Here is a 19,726-nt window from a genome sequence, read left to right on the forward strand (position 1 = left end):
TACGAAATGGAACGCTTATTCATTGCCCTTATAGCGCTGTTTTTTTTGACGGCATCGTGTTCGAAACCGAAACCTAAGGGTATTCTTTCCGAAGAAAAGATATCGGACTTGATGACCGAGGTTTATCTGCTGGATAGTTATCTGAATACCCTTGCTATCGACAGCGGACGGAAGGTGATGCCGGTATTGTATGCGAATCTTTTTGACAAGTTTGGTATTGATTCGGCACGTTTCGCTGACAATATAGATTATTATTATGGCAATCCTATCGCGCTGGAAAAGCTTCAGACTACCGTTAAGGAAGTATTAACCCAGTATGAGAAAGACGCATTGAAATTGGATTCGATCGAACATGCTCGGGTTCGAGACAGTATAAACCGGGTGACACATTTGGAACAATGGGCGGCAGCGATGAAGGATCTTATCCTGAACGTGCACCTGGATACAACGGACTATACAATTGAGGCGAATAATACAAGTTTCTTCCAGCCGCTGGCGTCTTCGCGTATCTACCGACATCGATTCACGAAGCCTACACCGTCTGATCCGGAAGAGGGGAATGCAGGGGAAGATAGGGCTGAAATTAGACCTCCATTCATCGATACTGTACGGGCAGCACATAGCTTTGAAGAATATAGAATAGACATTTTAAGATAAAGTTTAACAAAAGGAAAACGCGTGGTATATCCTGAAAATGCGATAGATAAGTTGGGGTTCCTTGAGATTAAAAATCTCATCCGGGAAAAATGTCTGAGTGAAAGTGGCCGGCAGATGGTGGAGAAGATTCAACCTCAGGCGCGGTATGAGCAGATTGATCGATTTCTACGTCAGACGCAGGAGTTTAAAAATCTACTGCAGCACGATACTCCACTGCCTGTGGATCATATGTATGCGATACAGCCTTTGGCTGAGAAAGCGAAGGTAGAGGGCGCGTTTTTATCCGAAGACGAATTTTTTCACCTGTTGTTATCCTTGCGTACAGTCTATTCGGTGATCCAGTATTTTAACGAACGGGAGGGACAATATCCCTATCTTGAACTCTTATTGGAACATTTACCTGTGGAAAAATCGATCATTCGGGGCATAGAGAATGTGTTGGATGCTCGTGGAAAAGTAAAAGAAAATGCTTCCCGCTTATTGCTCGAACTCCATCAGCAAATTCTTAAAAACGAGCAGGAGGCACGTAAGAGGCTGGATACGGTGTTCCGAAATGCACAGGCGAATGGTTGGACGGCAGATGGTGGTACCACTATTCGTGATGGACGGCTCTGTATTCCGATACTTGCTGAAAATAAGCGGAAGGTGAGAGGACTTATTCATGATGAGTCAGCAACGGGACAAACAGCTTTTATCGAGCCGGAGGAGGTATTTCATCTCCATAATAAGATCCGGGACCTGGAATTTGAACGAAAAAGGGAGATTATCCGCATTTTAGTTGAATTGACGAACACATTGCGCCCGCATGTGCCTCTGTTGTTTGCTTATCATGGTCTGATGACAAAATTGGATTTTGTTCGCGCTAAAGCCCTTTTTGCCATGGATATCGATGCTGTGATGCCCGTGTTGAATAGAGAGGCTGCTTTAGACTTGGTCAATGCGCGTCATCCTTTGCTGTATTTGTCCAGCAAGCAGGATGCCTCTCATACGGTCGTTCCGCTGAATATTAAGATCGACCAAACAGACCGGATTATCCTTGTTTCCGGACCGAATGCGGGGGGCAAGTCGGTCTGTATGAAAACCGTTGGCTTGTTTCAGCTTATGGTGCAATCAGGATTGTTGGTGCCAGCAGATGAACGCTCCTCCTTAGGTATCTTTAAACAGATATATGCGGATATCGGAGACGATCAGTCGATTGAGAGTGATCTAAGTACCTACAGTGCCCACCTGTCCAAAATGAAGCATTTTTCGCTTTTTGCGGATGCCAAGACATTAGTGTTGATTGATGAATTTGGTACGGGTACGGATCCCCAATTTGGTGGACCTATAGCCGAAGCCGTCTTGGAGAAATTGAACGAAAAGAAAGTGCGTGGAGTAATCACGACGCATTATTCCAACCTTAAACTTTTTGCGAATAATACGGAGGGCGTTCAAAATGCGTCAATGTTGTTTGACAATCAACGGCTAAGACCTCTGTATATTTTGCAGATGGGTAAGCCGGGAAGTTCATACGCCATCGAAATTGCCCGAAAAATAGGTTTGCCAAAAGATATATTGGATTTAGCAAAAGTCAAGATCGGTAAACAGCAAAATAGGGTAGATCGACTTTTGGCTGACTTGGAGCGGGATAAAAAAGAGACACATGATACTAAGCTTACGATCCGAAAGAAAGAGAAAGAATTAGAAGCACTGAAGACCGAATATGATACATTGCGGGTACATTTGGAGGAAAATAAAAAGGATATCCTCCGTAAGGCTAAAGAAGAAGCGAAAGATATCTTAAAAGATGCTAATAAGCTTATTGAAAATACAATTGCCGAAATAAAAACCGTAAAAGCTGACCGGGAAAAGACGAAATTGATCCGAGATAAGGTCAATCAGTCGCTCCATCAACATACAGAAGCGGTAAAGAAAAATATACCTCAAAAAGCAACTTCTGCTCACAGCGAACTTGAAGTAGGAGACTGGGTTCGTATCGATGATACCGGTGCGGAAGGAGAAATATTGGAGATCACGCGGAACGACAGTTTGATTATTGCTTTGGGAAGCCTCCGTACTGTTGTTAAAAAGAATAGAGTAACCCAATTAAAAAGCAAGCAAAAATCGAAAGCGATCAAGCGGCAGACCACTGTAAGTTCGGAATCTATTGCAGACTTCCATCCAGAAGTTGACGTACGGGGAATGCGTACTGAAGATGCCTTACAGAAAATTGAGTTGGTGTTAGACCGTGCAGTTATGATCGGTTATCCCTCGTTGAAGATTATTCACGGTAAAGGTGACGGTATTCTACGAAAATTTGTCCGTGACTATTTACGTAAGTATAATCATATCAGCCGTTTTGAAGATGAACATGCTGATCGAGGCGGAGATGGTATTACGTATGCATTTATTGACTAAAATAAAGTAAGATATTCGTAAATTGACAAACGATTTAAGAAAAAGTAAGAATTTATACAATTAAAATGATTATAGATTGAAATTAAAAAAGAATTAAAAATATAAAACCTTAGTGTTTCGCTTCACGATCCCGCATCAGAATACGACCAAATTTTTAAATAAAGCACGGGAAAGGGAAAGTCGGAATGCCTGCTATAAGCGTGGGCGTTCCTTTTACTCTGTGCTTTTGCCTTTGGTCGGGCGTCTGATGCAAGTAAAGGGAATTAGCTCACGTTTTTTATGTGAGAATAAGGATGAACGCGAGACATTGCTTGTAAATCCAGCATGTCCAATGTTTAAATTTCCGCTCTCATTCAAAATACATAACGCTCGCCTAAAGAAATTAAGAAGGTTTTTATATATATTAGTGATATTAGTTTGGTTTGCATGCACATTGATGATCTTTCTTGAAATCTTAAACCGTCGTCAAAGTTATTTAAAAGACACATCCAGCCCCCGCACACAGCAATTTTTAAAGACAATACCTAAAAATTTCCCCACACCCCCAGATACATTGTCTATACGTTGCGGTGGGTTCCAGCCTTACTGGATGTTGTGAATCGGGCATTTTCTATATTGGGCAGGAAAGCCGTTACAATCCCCATAAGCGGCAGAAAGGAACACATCGAAAAAACATGTGCTATACTGGTATGGTCGGCGATATTTCCTAAAACCGCCGAACCGATGCCCGCTATTCCAAAAGCAAATCCGAAAAATAGACCTGCGATCATTCCCACTTTACCAGGTACGAGCTCGGTAGCATATACCAATATGGCAGAAAAAGCGGAAGAAATGATAATTCCGATGATAATGGCCAATACAATCGTTCCCGCTAAATTCATATAAGGTAATAATATCGTAAACGGTGCTGCACCTAAAATGGAGATCCATATAATGAGCTTTCTGCCGTAGCGATCACCTAATGGTCCTCCGAGAATAGTTCCTGCAGCAATAGCACCTAAGAAAGCAAATAAGTATAATTGCGATTGTTGCACGCTGACATGGAACTTGTCGATCAGATAGAACGTAAAATAATTGGTCATCGACGCCATATAGATATATTTGGAGAAAATCAATAACAGCAAAATCGACATGGCCCAAAATATTTTGTTTTTGCTTAACGATGTACTTACGTCACCGACAGCGCGTGAAATAAGCGGTTTATTATATGTCATATTTGTCTGATACCAGCGACCAATTAAGCTCAGCAGGATTACACCAATTAAAGCAACGAGAGCAAACCACCGTATATGCCCCTGGCCATGGGGAATAATAATCAACGCGGCAAGCAACGGCCCGATAGATGTGCCCGCGTTTCCACCAACCTGAAATACCGATTGTGCCAATCCTTTTTTACCACCCGAAGCCAAATGTGCAACGCGGGAAGCTTCAGGATGGAAAATGGCTGAACCGACACCGATTAAGGCCACGGAAGCCAGAAGAACAGGAAAAGTGGGCGCCAGTGAAATACATATTAGCCCTATAAGTGTGATGACCATAGCAAGGGCAAGAAATTTAGAATTTGGATTTCTATCGGTATAATGTCCGACGAAGGGCTGGAGAACCGAAGCGGTCAGCTGCGATGTCATGGTAATTAAACCGACCTGCGAAAAACTTAACGAAAAGTTTGTTTTAAGCATGGGATAAATTGCCGGAATGATAGACTGAAGCAAGTCATTCAGTAAATGGGATAAACTAATAGCAAATAAGATGGCGTAAACCGTTTGGTTTACAGGGGCTGGGGCAGCTTTCGCAGAAAAAACAGTCTTCATTTCTTTCGTTTCAAGTGGGGCAAAGATAACTATAATCCGAACAATCTTACTCCCGTATACGTTGAAAGATCAATTCATGTTCAAACCCTCTGTTTTGCAGCTGGCGAATAAGTTTATGTTTTTCAGATAAGGATAGTTGTGGGATATCTTTTGATATTTTTTTTTGAATGACCTTATCGAATATCTCCAGATATTCGTCCATATCGATGGCATTTAACGCGATCTTTATCAGTGGGTCGGACACCCGCTTGCCTTTAAGATGATATTTGATTTTTACTTTGCCCCAGCCTTTCATGCGGAGCTTCCCCTGTGCATAGGCTATGGCAAATCGTTCCTCATTTAGAAAGTTGTCCGTGATGAGTTGTGCAATGATATCTTCGACTTCATTCTGATGAAGCCCCCATTGATAGAGTTTATCTCGTACTTCTTGTTGTGATCGCTCCTGATATACGCAATAATTTTCGGCTTTTAGCTTAGCCTGTCCTGGAGTGTATATTTTTGATTTTTTGTTCTGCTCATCCATATGTACACAAAAATTCAAAAAAACATGTACTTATTGAAAATATTGATGACATTTGTTCATGATTATGCTATGTACACGATCGATGCCATCCTTAAGATAATTACATCCGTTAAAGTTTCGATTTCTAATCCTGCATTAGAAGTTCAACGATTAGAGTATGATTCCCGCAAAATACGACAGGGAGAGCTTAGTCTATTCTTCGCGCTCAAAAATATTCGCGATGGACATCACTTTATAGACGATGCTTATCATAAAGGCGTTCGAAATTTTATTATATCGGATCCGGTGGTGTTTACAGATAAGTACCCTGATGCCAATTTTATAAGCGTGGAGGATACCATGCGTGCATTACAGGAGTTAGCCGCTTTTCATCGCAGACGTCATGCTATTCCGGTAGTTGGAATTACGGGCAGTAATGGCAAGACCATTGTAAAAGAGTGGCTTTTTCAGTTGCTATCTGTAGATCTCATGTGTTTTGAGAGCCCTAAAAGCTATAACTCGCAACTTGGAGTAGCGTTGTCTCTATGGGATATACAGGTAGACCATCAGATTGCGCTGATCGAAGCAGGTATAAGCCGACCAGGAGAAATGGAGCAGCTTGAAGTCATGATCCGACCGGATATTGGTGTTTTTACGTCGATAGGGAGCGCCCATGCGGACGGTTTTGTCTCCAAAGGACAGAAGTTGGAAGAAAAATGGACATTGTTCCGCAATTGTAAAACAATTATTGCTCCATCGGATATTGTCCCACAAGATTTACGAGATTCACGTTGTTTTCTTTGGGGAACGACACCCGGCGATGATATTTATATCGAGTCGATTGAGCGCATAGCACATCGGACCGTTATAAAGGTAACCGTTGCGGATAATGCGTATGTGCTGGAGATACCTTTTCAGGATAAAGCCTCCGTCGAGAATGTTATGACCTGTGTGGCGACATTACTGGTCTTGGGTTATGAAATGTCCGTTATTCAGAATAGAATTGGCAATTTGCAACCATTAGAGATGCGGTTGAAGCTAAAGAAAGGTAAGAACAACTGCAGTATTGTAGATGACAGTTATTCGAATGACTTTGCTTCTTTGAAGATTGCATTGGATTTCATGGAGCAGCAAAACCAGCACGAGGCGAGAAGTTTGGTGATTACTGATTTTATCGGTGTCATATGGGATGATAAATTTAAAGCCAAACTTGTCCATCTTCTCAACAGTATAGCGTTCCGAAAAGTGGTATTGGTGGGCGGTGCAATTCATGAAATAGCGGACAGCCTTATGCATGCCCAGATATTAACTTTTCGAGATACGGATAGTCTTCTTTCCGCACTATATACGGTTGATTTTCGTGACGAGACGGTTTTAATAAAAGGAGCCCGGAAATTTGAATTGGAGCGGCTGAGTCAGCTCCTTGTTCAAAAATCACACGATACTGTTCTGGAGATTAACCTGAAGGCTCTGGAGCATAATCTATCGCAATACCGTTCAAAATTAGCACCTGACGTCAAGTTGATGGCGATGGTTAAGGCATTTTCCTATGGAAGCGGTAGCTTCGAGATTGCAAATGTTTTGCAGTTTAATAAGGTAGATTACCTCACCGTTGCATTTGTTGACGAGGGCGTGGAGCTTCGGCAAGGTGGTATTCAATTGCCTATTATGGTATTGAGTCCACATATCGAAACTTTTGATGATGTGTTGAAATATAGCTTAGAGCCGGAGATTTATTCCATGAAGGTCTTACGTGCTTTCATTGATTTTTTGAAGGATAAAAATGTAGTGGAATATCCTATCCATTTGAAGTTGGATACGGGGATGCATCGCCTAGGGTTTATGCCGGATGAACTGGATGAATTGCTACGAGTATTGAAGTATACCGATAAAGATGTGATTGTAAAATCCGTATTTTCCCACCTTGTCGGTGCGGGAAATCCAGATTTGGACGATTTTACAACTATGCAGGTAGACCTGTTTCGTGAGGAAGCAGAAAAGTTGGAGAAAAGCCTCCGTTATGAGGTCATCAAACATATCTGCAACAGTAATGCAATCATACATCGCCGTAAAGATCATATGAATATGGTGCGTTTGGGAATTGGACTATATGGTGTTGATATGGCCCCGCAAGATTTGAATTTGCAACAGGTCGGTACGTTAAAAACAACGATAACACAGATCAAGCATCTGAAAACGGGAGAAACTGTAGGGTATGACAGAAAAGGAAAACTGTACCAAGATAGCAAGATTGCGACTGTCAAGATCGGATACGCTGATGGTTATGATAGACGTTTTGGAAATGGTGTCGGCAAGATGAGAATCCACGGACATACTGTTCCTACTGTGGGCAATATCTGCATGGATATGTGCATGTTAGATATTACGGATATCGAAGCCATCGAAGGGGAGGAGGTTGTTGTATTTCCGGACATTATGCAAGCTGCCAAAGATATTGGTACCATACCTTATGAATTGCTGGCCGGTATTTCCTCCCGTGTTAAAAGAGAATATTATTACGAATAGATATGTTAAGAAAAATTTTTCACAAGATATTATATTATCTTATCAAAGGGACACTGGTTGTCGTACCGGTCGCAGGGGCTGTTTTTTTGATTATCTGGATTGTAGCTGCTTTGGATAGCGCGTTGAATATTACCCAGCATTTTTTGGTGGATGAAGAAGGCAATCCGTTGTACATTCCAGGCATTGGAATCCTTACTGTCCTGGCGCTATTGGTGATCGTGGGACTCATCTTTACCACATTGGTCACCGAGCCTATTAAAAACTGGCTGACGCGTACGATCAATAAAATTCCGTTATTCAATACCTTGTATTCGTCTATCCGGGATTTTACTGAGGCTTTTGTAGGAGATGCCAAGAAATTTAATGAGCCTGTACTCGTTGAGGTAAATGATACAGGTTTAAAGAAAATTGGATTCCTGACACAACGGGATTTACATAAGATAGGATTGTCCGATGAAGTGATTGTATACTTTCCCTATTCCTATTCTTTTGCAGGTCAGGTAGTTGTAGTCAAAACATCTCGTGTTACCAAACTTCATATGTCGGCCACCGATGCGATGAAGCTGGTCGTTTCAGGAGGCGTAAGTGGTATAGAATAGGCGGACGACAAAGGAAATTACGATAATAATTCGTATTTTAGCGCTCGAAATATTTGCCCATATTATTATGAAATTACAACTTAGGCGGCCATTGGCTTTTTTTGATCTCGAGACGACAGGTGTTAATGTGGCGACGGATAAAATCGTTGAGATTGCTATTTTAAAGGTAATGCCCGACGGATCTGAGCATGTATATAACAAGCGGGTTAATCCCGGGAGACCTATTCCTCCGGAGTCCTCCATGTTTCATGGTATATATGATGAGGATGTTAAAGACGCACCTTCTTTCAAAGAGTTGGCCGGTGAGATAGCGGTATTTTTAGGCGATTCAGATTTGGCGGGATATAATTCCAATAAATTTGATGTACCTATGTTGATGGAAGAATTCCTGCAAGCAGGCGTTGAGTTTTCGTTGCGCGGAAGATCATTTATTGATGTGCAGAACATTTTCCACCAAATGGAGCAACGAACACTGAAGGCAGCATATCGTTTTTATTGCGATAAAAGCTTAGATAATGCACACCAGGCTGAAGCGGATGTACGGGCGACTTATGAGGTACTCCGTGCCCAGCTCAAAAAATATGACGGCGTTTCATACGAAGATAAACATGGGAAAGTTTCTTATCCGGTTGTCAATGATGTAGATGCGTTACATACGTTTACAAATCTATCTAAACCCGTAGATTTTGCAGGACGATTGGTCTACAATGACGAAAACAAAGTAGTCATAAATTTTGGAAAGCATAAGGGGAAATGTGTTTTCGAGATATTTGAAAAGGAACCAAGTTATTATGCTTGGATGCAAAATGGTGATTTCCCTTTATATACCAAAAAAGTGCTGGAAGAATTATGGAATGAATTCCGTGCACAAAAGAAAGAACCTAAAGTGGAAAAAAAGCAGGTTAAGCCGGTTACTGCAGATATGCTAAAGGAATTACAGACCAAATTCGGTAAATAGATACGTTACTTTTTTACAATATGAATATACAACAAGAAGTAGAACACTTACAGTGTTTAATAATAGGTTCTGGACCAGCGGGATACACGGCGGCGATTTATGCGGCAAGGGCGGACTTAAAACCTGTTATTTATACCGGAATAGTACCTGGGGGTCAACTGACCCAAACGACGGATGTAGATAACTTTCCGGGATATCCCAATGGCGTGACGGGCCCCGTAATGATGGAAGATTTGCGTGCTCAGGCGGAACGTTTTGGCACTGAAGTTCGCTTTGGATATGCGACGAAAGTAGATTTTGCAAAAGATGGAGGGATGCATACAGTAGAAATCGATAATATCAAAACGATAACAGCAGATACCGTAATTATAGCCACTGGAGCAACGGCAAAATGGTTGGGTCTGGAGTCGGAAGAAAAATACAATGGTTTCGGAGTATCTGCTTGCGCCGTTTGTGATGGTTTCTTTTTTAAAGGGCAAGATGTGGCTATTGTCGGAGCAGGGGATACCGCTGCCGAGGAGGCCACTTATCTCGCAAAACTGTGTAACAAAGTACATATGTTGATTCGCCGGGATGAATTTAGAGCCTCTAAAGCGATGGTTCATCGGGTAATGAGCACATCCAATATCGAAATTCATTATAATACCGAAGCAGAGGAAATCGTCGGTGATGGCCAGGTGGTAACCGGTGTGCGGGTGAAGAATAACCAAACACAGGAGGAGAAGGTGTTGGATGTAACCGGTTTTTTTGTAGCTATTGGACATACGCCAAATACGGACTTATTTAAAGGAATATTGGATATGGATGAGACCGGTTATCTAATTACTAAACCGAACGTTACAGCGACGAACATTCCAGGTGTATTTGCTTGCGGTGATGTACAGGATAATGTATATCGTCAGGCCGTGACGGCTGCCGGAACCGGCTGTATGGCGGCGCTCGAAGCAGAAAGGTATCTGGCTGCGAAGGAAAGTGGCGAGTAAAAACGGGCTCGTGAGGCCGTTGATTAAATGGGCGGGTGGAAAGTATGAAGAGTACGCCGCTTTTTCGGGCTATATACCTGATTTTGAGCGATATTTTGAACCATTTTTTGGAGGCGGAGGTGTTTTCTTTGCATTACAGCCACAAAAAGCCAGCTTGATTAATGATCGAAGCGAAGATCTAATAGCCTTTTATAGCGCGTTGCAACGACCCGAATTTAAAAAGGAAATATTTAATCTGGTTTCTACCTGGGAAGGTCTTCAAACTTTTTATCGTCCTTTTAACGATTATATTATCGACAAATTTCACAACTTTCTTACGGATAAGGACGATCAATCTACATTATTTGCGTATATCGAGGCATATTTCCAGACGAAAGGTCTGGAAATTACCGTAAATGCGGGTTCTTTTAGTGCCATAGATGAAGATATGTTACGTGTTTATTTAGACAAAAGCATTAAAGACAAATTTAAAAGAATTAAAAACCTGACGGCAAAAGTGGGGAAGCTCTTCCGAACGCATGAGCTTAAAAATCATATAGAGACAGCGATACGCAGTGGGTTTTATTATTACATGAGGCATCTCATGAATGAAGAAAAAGGGAATCTTCCAACAGATGCATACACGGCCGTATGGTATTTTGTCCGGGAGTTTTGCTATGCGTCTATGTTTCGCTTCAATGCGCAAGGGAAATTTAATATTCCATATGGCGGTATTGCCTATAACAAAAAGAATCTAAGAGCAAAAGTGAGCACGCTATTTTCAGATGATGTCAAAGGTATTTTTAGAAATTGTCAAATTTTTAACTTAGACTTTGAAGAGTTTTTGAATATTACAATGCCCACAGCACGAGATTTTATTTTTTTAGATCCTCCTTATGACTCTCAGTTTTCAGAATATGATCAAAATGCCTTTACCCGGGAAGATCAGGTAAGACTTCGTGACGCGCTATACCGGCAGCCTGCTAAATGGATGTTAGTAATTAAGGAAACTTCTTTTATCCGCAATATATATACCGAAATAAATGCTAACTTTATTGACTTTGACAAAACGTATTTATATAATGTCAAAGGACGTAATAATCGGAATACGAAACATTTAATTATCACAAATTATACATTATAGTCAGGAAACGATAGGTGAGGATAAAAAAATAAGTGTATATGTGACAATTATTTGATTCTGTTTTCTTACTTTTACAGCTAGTTATAAACTTATTGTTAGGACTTTATGAGTAATTATTTAAGCACAAAAGACTTTATTGTTTTCGGATTGTACTTCGTAATCGTCGTTGCTTACGGACTGTACATTTATTACAGAAAAAAATCCGCGCAGGCTGATTCAAAAGACTATTTTTTAGCCGAAGGCTCACTGACGTGGTGGGCGATCGGAGCATCCCTTATTGCTTCCAATATTTCGGCAGAACAGTTTATCGGTATGAGCGGCTCCGGTTACAAAATGGGGCTTGCCATTGCTGCCTATGAATGGATGGCCGCTATTACACTTATTATTGTGGCTATATTCTTTATGCCAGTGTACCTCAAAAACAAGATTTTTACCATGCCTCAGTTTCTCCACCAACGGTACAACGGAACTGTAGCAATGATCATGGCGATATTCTGGTTGATGTTGTATATCGTGGTCAACTTAATGTCCATACTCTATTTAGGTGCCGTTGCGATAAGCGGGATATCGGGCATAAGTATAGGCGCCTGTATCATCCTGACCGCAATTTTTGCCATCTTTATTACGTTGGGTGGAATGAAAGTTATTGGTTATACCGATGTTATTCAGGTATTGGTATTGATTATAGGAGGGTTGGTAGCCGTCTATATTGCACTGGATATTATTGCTGACGGACAGGGCCTTTTGGTAGGATTTGATAATCTGCAGAAGGGAGCTTCCGAACATTTCGATATGATATTTAAGCCAGACAATGAAAATTACATGGATTTGCCGGGATTAAGTGTCCTGGTGGGAGGGCTTTGGATTGCTAACTTGAGTTATTGGGGCTGTAATCAATACATTACCCAAAGAGCATTAGGAGCTTCCTTACCCACGGCAAGAAATGGACTTCTATTTGCAGCTTTCTTAAAATTGTTAATGCCCTTAATCGTTGTAATACCTGGGATAGCTGTATATTACATCATTAAGAATGATATTGGAGTTATAGGAGCAGACGAAATGTTGGCAAGTTCTGGTGTTCAGGATCCGAATAAGGCATATCCGGCTTTACTGACGTTGTTGCCCACAGGATTAAAAGGGCTTTCATTTGCTGCATTAACGGCAGCAATTGTAGCATCTTTAGCAGGTAAGGCCAATAGTATTGCGACAATTTTTACACTCGATATTTATCAAAAAGCTTTTCACAAAAATGCAAGTGAAGCGCGGTTAGTGAACGTGGGTAAAATAACAGTTGTCATTTCTCTCTTATTAGGAACGCTTTTAGCATTGATTGTCGGCGATGCATTAATGGGAGAAGGTAAACAAGGCTTTCAGTACATCCAGGAATACACAGGATTTGTTTCTCCCGGGATATTTGCCATGTTCTTGCTCGGTTTCTTTTGGAAGAAAACCACATCCAATGCGGCTCTTTTTGCTACGGTAGGTGGGTTTATTTTCTCTGTACTGTTGAAGTTTTCACCTCAACTGATGGATTTGGAGTTTTTGTCATCCATCAATTTTGCGGTACCGAATGCGGCTGGAGTTTATGAAATTCCATTTATCGATCGTATGGGGATTGTATTCTTATTATGTGTTTTAGGTATGATAATCATCAGTAAGATTGACAATGCCAAAGGAGTTGTCCCCAATGGCTTAGAAGTCGACCCGAAAATGTTCAAAGCTCATCCCGCATTTGTTATAGGATCTGCTATTGTGATCATCGTTGTGACTGCACTGTATACCGTTTACTGGTAAGAAGCATGCATGAATAGATTATATAAAGAAATAGAAATTGAACAAAAAAAAACCTTCATGATATCATGAAGGTTTTTTTATACAATAGAAGAACTGAGGTTATTTTTGTGCGTCCTCAAGTTTCTGTGCTATCTCTTTTGACTTCGCCTCATTTTCGACGAAATCGTAATATTGTTTGAGACCACGTAGCGCGCTTGTATTAGCAGGCTCTACTTCAATAACCTTGGTAAAAAAAGCTTCAACAGGTTTTAATTTCTCCTTCAGCTCTTTCAGTTTGGCATTCTGTACTGTAGCGGTTACATTGGAGCTATTCAATTCGTTTAACTCATCACGTACTTGGTTCATCAATACGACACCCGCATTTAAATTTGCGTCGGCATAGTTGGGATCTAACTCGATAGCTTTATTGTAGGCTGCAAGCGCGTTACTGGAATTGTTATTTGCCGATTCGGCAATTCCTAAATAATAATAGAGATTCTTGTTTTGTGGATCTTTAGCAATCTGCGATTGGATATTAGAAAGTACCTGCTCGTTATTGCCCACTATCAGATTCAATTCGATATTTTGTACGGCAGCACCTTTATCCTCGGGATAGGCTTCTACTGCTTTTGCCGCGTATTCGATAGCAGATGCCGTATCCTTCATGGAAAGATAAAGCTTTGGCAAGTCGACCATTACTATTTTATGTGATGAGAAATCCTTTCTATCAATAAGTTGTTTGTATTTCTCAATACCATTTTTATAATCTTGATTTTGGATTGCGGCTAACCCCGAATAATAGATAAGGGTTGTGTCACCCGGCATATATTCCAAGGCTGTACTGAAAGAGCTATATGCCGATTTAAAATCTTTTTTCTCCCAGTTTGCGACACCTTGATTGAAGTTGTAGCTGCCTAACAATTGTTCTGCAACTTCAATATTCTGTTTATGTTTTCCGTCCTTATCTAATGCCGTTGCCTTCTCGATACCTTCCTTAGCTTTATCAGCGTATGCTTGGCTTTTATCTGCGGTAGCCAAATTACTATACACTAATGCATAATACATCCACGTTTCGGCCAAGTCTTTTGTCTTGTCATGTACCGAAGCCGCATCTATAGCTTCTTTAGCTCCTTCAATATAGGTTTTGCCCAATTGCGGTGTACCCGCAACGCGCAATTCATCATATTGTTGGATATTCTTTGCCGTTTTTCTGAGATTACTGGTTTGTCCGAAAGATATGCTGCCAATCATTAAAAAGGCAGAAAACATTGCAATACTTTTGATATTCATACTTTAATTATTTGAGAGTTGATTCAATAATAAATTTACACGATCCAACTGGCTTTCATCGCCAGCTGTTTTATAATACATCGCTAATCCTTTGAGCGCACTGATGTCGTAAGGTTTAATCTCATTTGCTTTAAGCAAATAATTTTGTGCATTGTACTGATCTTTTAGATCATGCGCATTTTTCAAAAAGTTATTCAGAAAAATTAATCCCAATGCGAGATTTGCACTATAATTGTTGCTGTCCAATGTTATTATTTTCTGATAATAAGATATAGCCCGATCAATATTTCCGATGTTCTCATTCGCGTACCCAGCTAAATAGATGAGATCTATATTGGTGGGTTCATAGGCGATAGCTTCGTCGATAATGGGTGTGATGGCGGCATAAGACTTATTGAGATTATATATTTCAATAAGATGAAATAAAATCTGTTTATTCTTCGGAAATTTGGTCCTGGCGCTTTCTAACGTAGACAAGTATTGCTGCATATCCTTTTTTGCCTTATATAGCTCGGCTAACTCAAGGTATTTTGCAGCATTTGCATCTGTTTCTTTTATCAATGTTGTATAATATCCAATAGACTTATCAGTTTTACCCGCCTGACTAGATAATAAGGCTAAATTATAGACGACATCTGCCGTGCTATTGCCGAGATTCTCTACTTCCAAGTAACTTTGATAAGCATCAGCGTACTTTTTCTCCACGATTTCTTTATTCGCCTTATATATGTAAGCGGCAATTAAGTTTTGATGGATATAATTGATTTCGTTACTGAATTTCTCCCTGTCCCGTTCACGAATGCGGGCGTCAGCTTCTTTCGCAACAAGTATCGGATCTTTGTCCGATTTAATCTTTCGTGTCGAATCGGCATAGGCCAATGAACTATAAATCATCGCCCGCAGGAGATTATTACGGGAGCTGGAGGAGTCACGTCTGGTCTTGTACGCCGCGTCTGTAAATTTCTTCGCCGTCTCTAACTGTTTAACGTCACCCGATTGCATATAACGAGCCAGACTGTTGGAGGCCTCTTTATAGTTGGATTGGCCTACAGCAGCTGTCCCTATACCTACTAATAATAAAGAGAACAGAATATTCTTCATTATTTATTGTTCTTCAGTGTTTACATCATCTGTCAAATCCGTATTGTCTGTCTGTTGCCCCTCGACGTTTTCTTCATCGAGGTTTTCATCTTCCTCACGCACCACCTTTGTGATCGACGCTATTTCGTCATGTTCTTTCAACGTAATTAGCCGTACACCTTGGGTTGCTCGTCCCATCACCCGTAGGGAGTCTACACCGATACGGATCACAATACCTGATTTATTGATTATCATCAGGTCATCTTGGTCTGTTACACCTTTGATAGCAACAAGATTTCCTGTTTTCTCTGTTACGTTGATCGTCTTTACACCTTTACCACCTCGGTTTGTAATGCGATAATCATCAATGTCGGTACGTTTACCATAACCTTTCTCTGAAACCACAAGAACAGAAATCTCCGAACTATCCACACTAATCATGCCAACAACTTCATCTTCCGGTCCTGCTAATGTTACACCTCGTACTCCTGTTGCTGTACGTCCCATAGGGCGCACGGTGCTTTCATTGAAACGTATGGCTCTGCCCGAGCGCAATGCCATGACAATTTCGCTTTTGCCGCTGGTCAAACATGCTTCGAGTAATTGGTCACCTTCGTTGATGTTAATAGCATTAATACCGTTGGCCCGTGGTCTTGAATACGCTTCAAGCGAGGTTTTCTTGATTGTACCTTGCTTGGTACACATGATAATAAAATTATTCTCCAAATACTCCTGATCCTTCAGGTTCTTCACGAGTATATAAGCTTTAATTTTATCATCTTTCGGTATGTTAATGATATTCTGCAGGGCACGTCCTCGTGATGTGCGGCTGCCTTCCGGAATTTCGAATGCCCGTAGCCAGAAACAGCGACCTGCTTCCGTAAACAACAACATGTAATTATGGGCGGTTGCAGTAATGATATGCTCGGTAAAATCCTCATCACGTGTGTTTGTACCGATTGCCCCCTTCCCACCGCGCCCTTGGCGACGATATTCCGATAGGGGAGTACGTTTAACATAACTATTATGTGAGATGGTGATGACGATCTCCTCATCGTCAATAAAATCTTCCATCGTCATATCTTCAGCAGAATGAACAATGAGCGAGCGACGTTCGTCCCCATATTTCTCTTTCACCTCAATCAGCTCTTCTTTAATGATCTGCATCCGTAAACTTTCGTCCGAAAGAACCAGCTTCAAGTATTCAATGGTTTTCATCAACTCGGCATACTCTTCTTTGATCTTATCCCGTTCCAGTCCTGTCAACCTACGTAAGGTCATGTCGAGGATAGCACGAGCTTGTAGATCAGAGAGACCGAAGCGTTCCATCAATCCCACACGGGCATCTTCAGGCGTATCCGAGTTACGGATTAACTTGATCACTTCATCCAGATGATCTAATGCGATAAGGTACCCCTCTAAGATATGAGCTCGTTTTTCGGCCTCCGCTAACTCATACTTGGTACGCCGTATAACTACCTCGTGTCTATGCTCCACAAATTCATGGATCATATCCTTAAGATTCATCAACATAGGGCGGCCTTTGACCAGTGCAATGTTGTTGACTGAAAAAGAGGACTGTAAGGATGTGTATTTGTAAAGATTATTTAGGACAACGTTGGCGTTCGCATCCCTTTTCACTTCATAGACAATACGTATATCTCTTGCTGATTCGTCACGAATTTCAGAAATACCTTCTATTTTCTTTTCGTTGATCAGATCTACAGTACGTTTGATCATATCGGCCTTGTTGACGAGATAAGGTATCTCTGTGACAACAATGATCTCGCGTCCCGACTTGGTTGCTTCTATTTCCGCTTTCGCACGCATGACGACTCTACCACGGCCTGTTTCGAAAGCTTCACGGACACCATTGTGACCATATATGATGCCACCTGTTGGAAAATCAGGGCCTTTAACGAACTGCATCAGTTCGGAAACTTCAATATCCCGGTTGTCAATATAAGCTACGGTACCGTCGATGACCTCGGTGAGGTTGTGAGGTGCCATATTGGTTGCCATACCTACGGCAATACCGGAAGCACCGTTTACAAGAAGGTTGGGGATACGTGTGGGAAGAACGGTTGGTTCTTCCATCGAGTCATCAAAGTTAAGTTGGAAATCGACGGTATCTTTTTTGATATCGGAGAGCATCTCTTCCGCGATCTTACGCAGTCGAGCTTCCGTGTACCGCATGGCTGCCGGTGGATCACCATCTAAAGAACCGTAGTTACCCTGTCCGTCGACCAAAGGGTAGCGTAGGGACCACTCCTGTGCCATACGCACCATGGTATCATATACAGACGAATCGCCATGAGGGTGATATTTACCCAATACATCTCCGACGATACGAGCAGATTTCTTGTAAGGTTTGCCAGATGTCACGCCGAGTTCTTCCATACCAAATAATACACGTCTGTGTACAGGCTTCAGGCCGTCACGTGCATCAGGAAGGGCGCGGGAAACAATCACCGACATCGAATAATCGATGTAAGCAGATTTCATCTGGTCTTCAATGTTGATTTTTACAATCCTGTCGTTAGCAGGCAATAAACTGTTTTCGTTTTCTGTTTCTTCAGCCATTATTTATCTGGTTTCTGTAAAACTAAATAAAATGCCGTGGAATGACACTTTGGATGCGAAGATACGACTTTTATCTCGCTTTCCGTATATAAAGATGTGCACAATTTAAGCGTTTTTAACATCTGAAATCCATCTTATTTTACTTTGTTTTATTCCGCTTTGAAAAATAGTAGACCCTAATTTTGTGTCGTTTAGGTATTTTCAATATTTAAAGTGAAGTATAATCATTTTTCTACGTTTACGCTGTCAATATTACATTATTTTTAAATTTAAGGGGGCGTTGATTGATAAATAGATAAGAAAATATTCCTACCTTTGTCCCATAAAAATAATTTCACTTATTAAACACAAATATATTATGAAACACAATTTTGGTGCAGGGCCATGTATTTTACCACAAGAAGTATTTCAGGAAGCATCTCAGGCTGTGTTAAATTTCAACAATACCGGATTGTCGATACTAGAAATTTCACACCGTTCCAAAGAATTTGCAGAGGTAGCTGTTGAAGCAGAACGGTTGGTGCGGGAACTGTTGAACGTACCCCAGAATTACTCCATATTGTTTTTGCAAGGTGGTGCAAGTCAACAATTTGCGATGGTTCCGTTGAACCTTCTGCCAGAAGGAGGGAAAGCTGCTTATTTGGATACCGGCGTATGGGCGACCAAAGCGGCTAAGGAAGCGAAGAAGCTCGGGCAAGTAGAGATCGTAGCCTCATCCTCGGACAAAAACTATAGTTATATTCCGAAGAATATCACCGTACCGACAGATGTTTCATATTTCCACTACACATCCAATAATACGATTTACGGAACGGAAGTTTTTGAGAAACCCCAAACAACTGTTTCTACCGTAGTGGATATGTCCTCTGATATATTAAGCCGTGTGATTGATGTAAGTGAATTTGATTTGATCTATGCGGGAGCACAGAAAAATATGGGCCCTGCTGGGGTGACTTTGGTTATTGTAAAAGATGAAATCTTAGGAAAATCAGGTCGTATAATTCCAACGATGTTGGAATATGAGCCACATATCAAGGCTGGGTCGATGTACAACACACCTCCAGTGTTCTCTATATACGTATCCATGTTGAATTTAAAATGGTTGAAAGCAAAAGGCGGGGTGTCGGTTATCGAACAAGAGAATATTATCAAAGCCCGGACGTTGTACGATGAGATTGACCGCAATCCTTTTTTCAAAGGTACTGCAGCTGTAGAAGACCGATCCAGAATGAATGTAACTTTCGTTATGGAAAATCCGGAACTTGAAGCAGAATTTTCCGCGTTGGCAGCAGAAAGAAACCTGATTGGTATCAAAGGACACCGTTCGGTCGGTGGTTTTAGAGCTTCTATTTATAATGCATTAACGCTGACTTCGATCAACGCGTTAGTTGATACCATGCGGGAATTCGAAGAAAAACATAAGTAGTATTTAGGAAGCAACGAC

General features: G+C 41.2%; 14 protein-coding genes. 9 read left to right on the forward strand and 5 right to left on the reverse strand.

Annotation, left to right across the window (positions count from 1 at the left end):
* Nucleotides 1-6: 6 nt before the first annotated feature.
* Entirely contained in the window at nt 7-657 is a 651-nt protein-coding gene (locus G5B30_RS07880) for a DUF4296 domain-containing protein (protein WP_165319426.1), read from the forward strand.
* A 21-nt stretch (nt 658-678) separates the two neighbouring features.
* Nucleotides 679-3,054 carry an endonuclease MutS2 gene (locus G5B30_RS07885; protein ID WP_165319427.1) on the forward strand — a complete coding sequence of 792 codons (2,376 nt, stop codon included), beginning with the start codon at nt 679-681 and terminating at the stop codon, nt 3,052-3,054.
* Nucleotides 3,055-3,611: 557 nt separating this feature from the next.
* On the opposite strand, the gene G5B30_RS07890 is transcribed toward G5B30_RS07885, so the two are convergent.
* Nucleotides 3,612-4,865: an MFS transporter gene (locus G5B30_RS07890; RefSeq protein ID WP_165319428.1), complete on the reverse strand. Its 1,254-nt coding sequence runs from the start codon at nt 4,863-4,865 to the stop codon at nt 3,612-3,614.
* Nucleotides 4,866-4,911: 46 nt separating this feature from the next.
* The gene (locus G5B30_RS07895; protein ID WP_165319429.1) at nt 4,912-5,388 is read right to left on the reverse strand and encodes a regulatory protein RecX; all 477 of its coding nucleotides are present in this window, start codon (nt 5,386-5,388) and stop codon (nt 4,912-4,914) included.
* Between the two features lie 24 nt (nt 5,389-5,412).
* Here G5B30_RS07895 and G5B30_RS07900 point away from each other — a divergent pair, with 24 nt between their 5' ends.
* The 6 genes from G5B30_RS07900 to G5B30_RS07925 all read left to right on the forward strand — a co-directional run bounded on the left by G5B30_RS07900 (nt 5,413) and on the right by G5B30_RS07925 (nt 13,350).
* A complete protein-coding gene (locus tag G5B30_RS07900; protein ID WP_240903138.1) occupies nt 5,413-7,893 on the forward strand; it encodes a bifunctional UDP-N-acetylmuramoyl-tripeptide:D-alanyl-D-alanine ligase/alanine racemase in 2,481 nt (826 codons plus the stop codon).
* Between the two features lie 2 nt (nt 7,894-7,895).
* On the forward strand, nt 7,896-8,492 hold the full coding sequence (locus tag G5B30_RS07905) for a DUF502 domain-containing protein (protein WP_165319430.1): 597 nt from the start codon (nt 7,896-7,898) through the stop codon (nt 8,490-8,492).
* A gap of 67 nt (nt 8,493-8,559) precedes the next feature.
* Complete coding sequence (locus G5B30_RS07910) at nt 8,560-9,450, forward strand: 3'-5' exonuclease (RefSeq protein ID WP_165319431.1); 891 nt, start codon at nt 8,560-8,562, stop codon at nt 9,448-9,450.
* A gap of 26 nt (nt 9,451-9,476) precedes the next feature.
* Nucleotides 9,477-10,433 carry a thioredoxin-disulfide reductase gene (trxB, locus tag G5B30_RS07915; protein WP_165319572.1) on the forward strand — a complete coding sequence of 319 codons (957 nt, stop codon included), beginning with the start codon at nt 9,477-9,479 and terminating at the stop codon, nt 10,431-10,433.
* On the forward strand, nt 10,423-11,556 hold the full coding sequence (locus tag G5B30_RS07920) for a DNA adenine methylase (RefSeq protein ID WP_165319432.1): 1,134 nt from the start codon (nt 10,423-10,425) through the stop codon (nt 11,554-11,556). Before trxB ends, G5B30_RS07920 begins: the two co-directional genes overlap by 11 nt.
* A 105-nt stretch (nt 11,557-11,661) precedes the next feature.
* Complete coding sequence (locus tag G5B30_RS07925) at nt 11,662-13,350, forward strand: sodium:solute symporter family transporter (protein WP_165319434.1); 1,689 nt, start codon at nt 11,662-11,664, stop codon at nt 13,348-13,350.
* Nucleotides 13,351-13,449: 99 nt separating this feature from the next.
* Here the strand turns inward: G5B30_RS07925 and G5B30_RS07930 are convergent, their stop codons facing one another.
* Genes G5B30_RS07930 through gyrA form a run of 3 tightly spaced genes read right to left on the reverse strand, consistent with a single transcriptional unit; the run spans nt 13,450 to nt 18,282 of the window.
* On the reverse strand, nt 13,450-14,619 hold the full coding sequence (locus G5B30_RS07930) for a tetratricopeptide repeat protein (protein ID WP_165319435.1): 1,170 nt from the start codon (nt 14,617-14,619) through the stop codon (nt 13,450-13,452).
* A gap of 3 nt (nt 14,620-14,622) precedes the next feature.
* Nucleotides 14,623-15,720 (reverse strand): tetratricopeptide repeat protein, encoded by a 1,098-nt coding sequence (locus G5B30_RS07935; RefSeq protein ID WP_165319437.1) that lies wholly within the window; start codon nt 15,718-15,720, stop codon nt 14,623-14,625.
* Nucleotides 15,721-15,723: 3 nt separating this feature from the next.
* Nucleotides 15,724-18,282, reverse strand: coding sequence for a DNA gyrase subunit A (gyrA, locus tag G5B30_RS07940; RefSeq protein ID WP_165319438.1), 2,559 nt, complete (start codon nt 18,280-18,282; stop codon nt 15,724-15,726).
* A gap of 358 nt (nt 18,283-18,640) precedes the next feature.
* On the opposite strand from gyrA, the gene serC reads away from it, so the two are divergent.
* The gene (gene serC / locus G5B30_RS07945; RefSeq protein WP_165319440.1) at nt 18,641-19,708 is read left to right on the forward strand and encodes a 3-phosphoserine/phosphohydroxythreonine transaminase; all 1,068 of its coding nucleotides are present in this window, start codon (nt 18,641-18,643) and stop codon (nt 19,706-19,708) included.
* The last annotated feature ends 18 nt before the right edge of the window (nt 19,709-19,726 follow it).

This window comes from Sphingobacterium sp. SGG-5, assembly GCF_011043525.1.
Taxonomy (GTDB): Bacteria; Bacteroidota; Bacteroidia; order Sphingobacteriales; family Sphingobacteriaceae; genus Sphingobacterium.

Excerpts from the sequence above, each read along its gene's own strand:
- G5B30_RS07890 (WP_165319428.1), bottom strand. The coding sequence starts at position 4,865 with ATGAAGACTGTTTTTTCTGCGAAAGCTGCCCCAGCCCCTGTAAACCAA.
- G5B30_RS07895 (WP_165319429.1), bottom strand. The coding sequence starts at position 5,388 with ATGGATGAGCAGAACAAAAAATCAAAAATATACACTCCAGGACAGGCT.
- G5B30_RS07930 (WP_165319435.1), bottom strand. The coding sequence starts at position 14,619 with ATGAATATCAAAAGTATTGCAATGTTTTCTGCCTTTTTAATGATTGGC.
- G5B30_RS07880 (WP_165319426.1), top strand. The coding sequence starts at position 7 with ATGGAACGCTTATTCATTGCCCTTATAGCGCTGTTTTTTTTGACGGCA.
- serC (WP_165319440.1), top strand. The coding sequence starts at position 18,641 with ATGAAACACAATTTTGGTGCAGGGCCATGTATTTTACCACAAGAAGTA.
- G5B30_RS07935 (WP_165319437.1), bottom strand. The coding sequence starts at position 15,720 with ATGAAGAATATTCTGTTCTCTTTATTATTAGTAGGTATAGGGACAGCT.
- G5B30_RS07905 (WP_165319430.1), top strand. The coding sequence starts at position 7,896 with ATGTTAAGAAAAATTTTTCACAAGATATTATATTATCTTATCAAAGGG.
- G5B30_RS07925 (WP_165319434.1), top strand. The coding sequence starts at position 11,662 with ATGAGTAATTATTTAAGCACAAAAGACTTTATTGTTTTCGGATTGTAC.
- gyrA (WP_165319438.1), bottom strand. The coding sequence starts at position 18,282 with ATGGCTGAAGAAACAGAAAACGAAAACAGTTTATTGCCTGCTAACGAC.
- G5B30_RS07900 (WP_240903138.1), top strand. The coding sequence starts at position 5,413 with ATGTACTTATTGAAAATATTGATGACATTTGTTCATGATTATGCTATG.
- G5B30_RS07910 (WP_165319431.1), top strand. The coding sequence starts at position 8,560 with ATGAAATTACAACTTAGGCGGCCATTGGCTTTTTTTGATCTCGAGACG.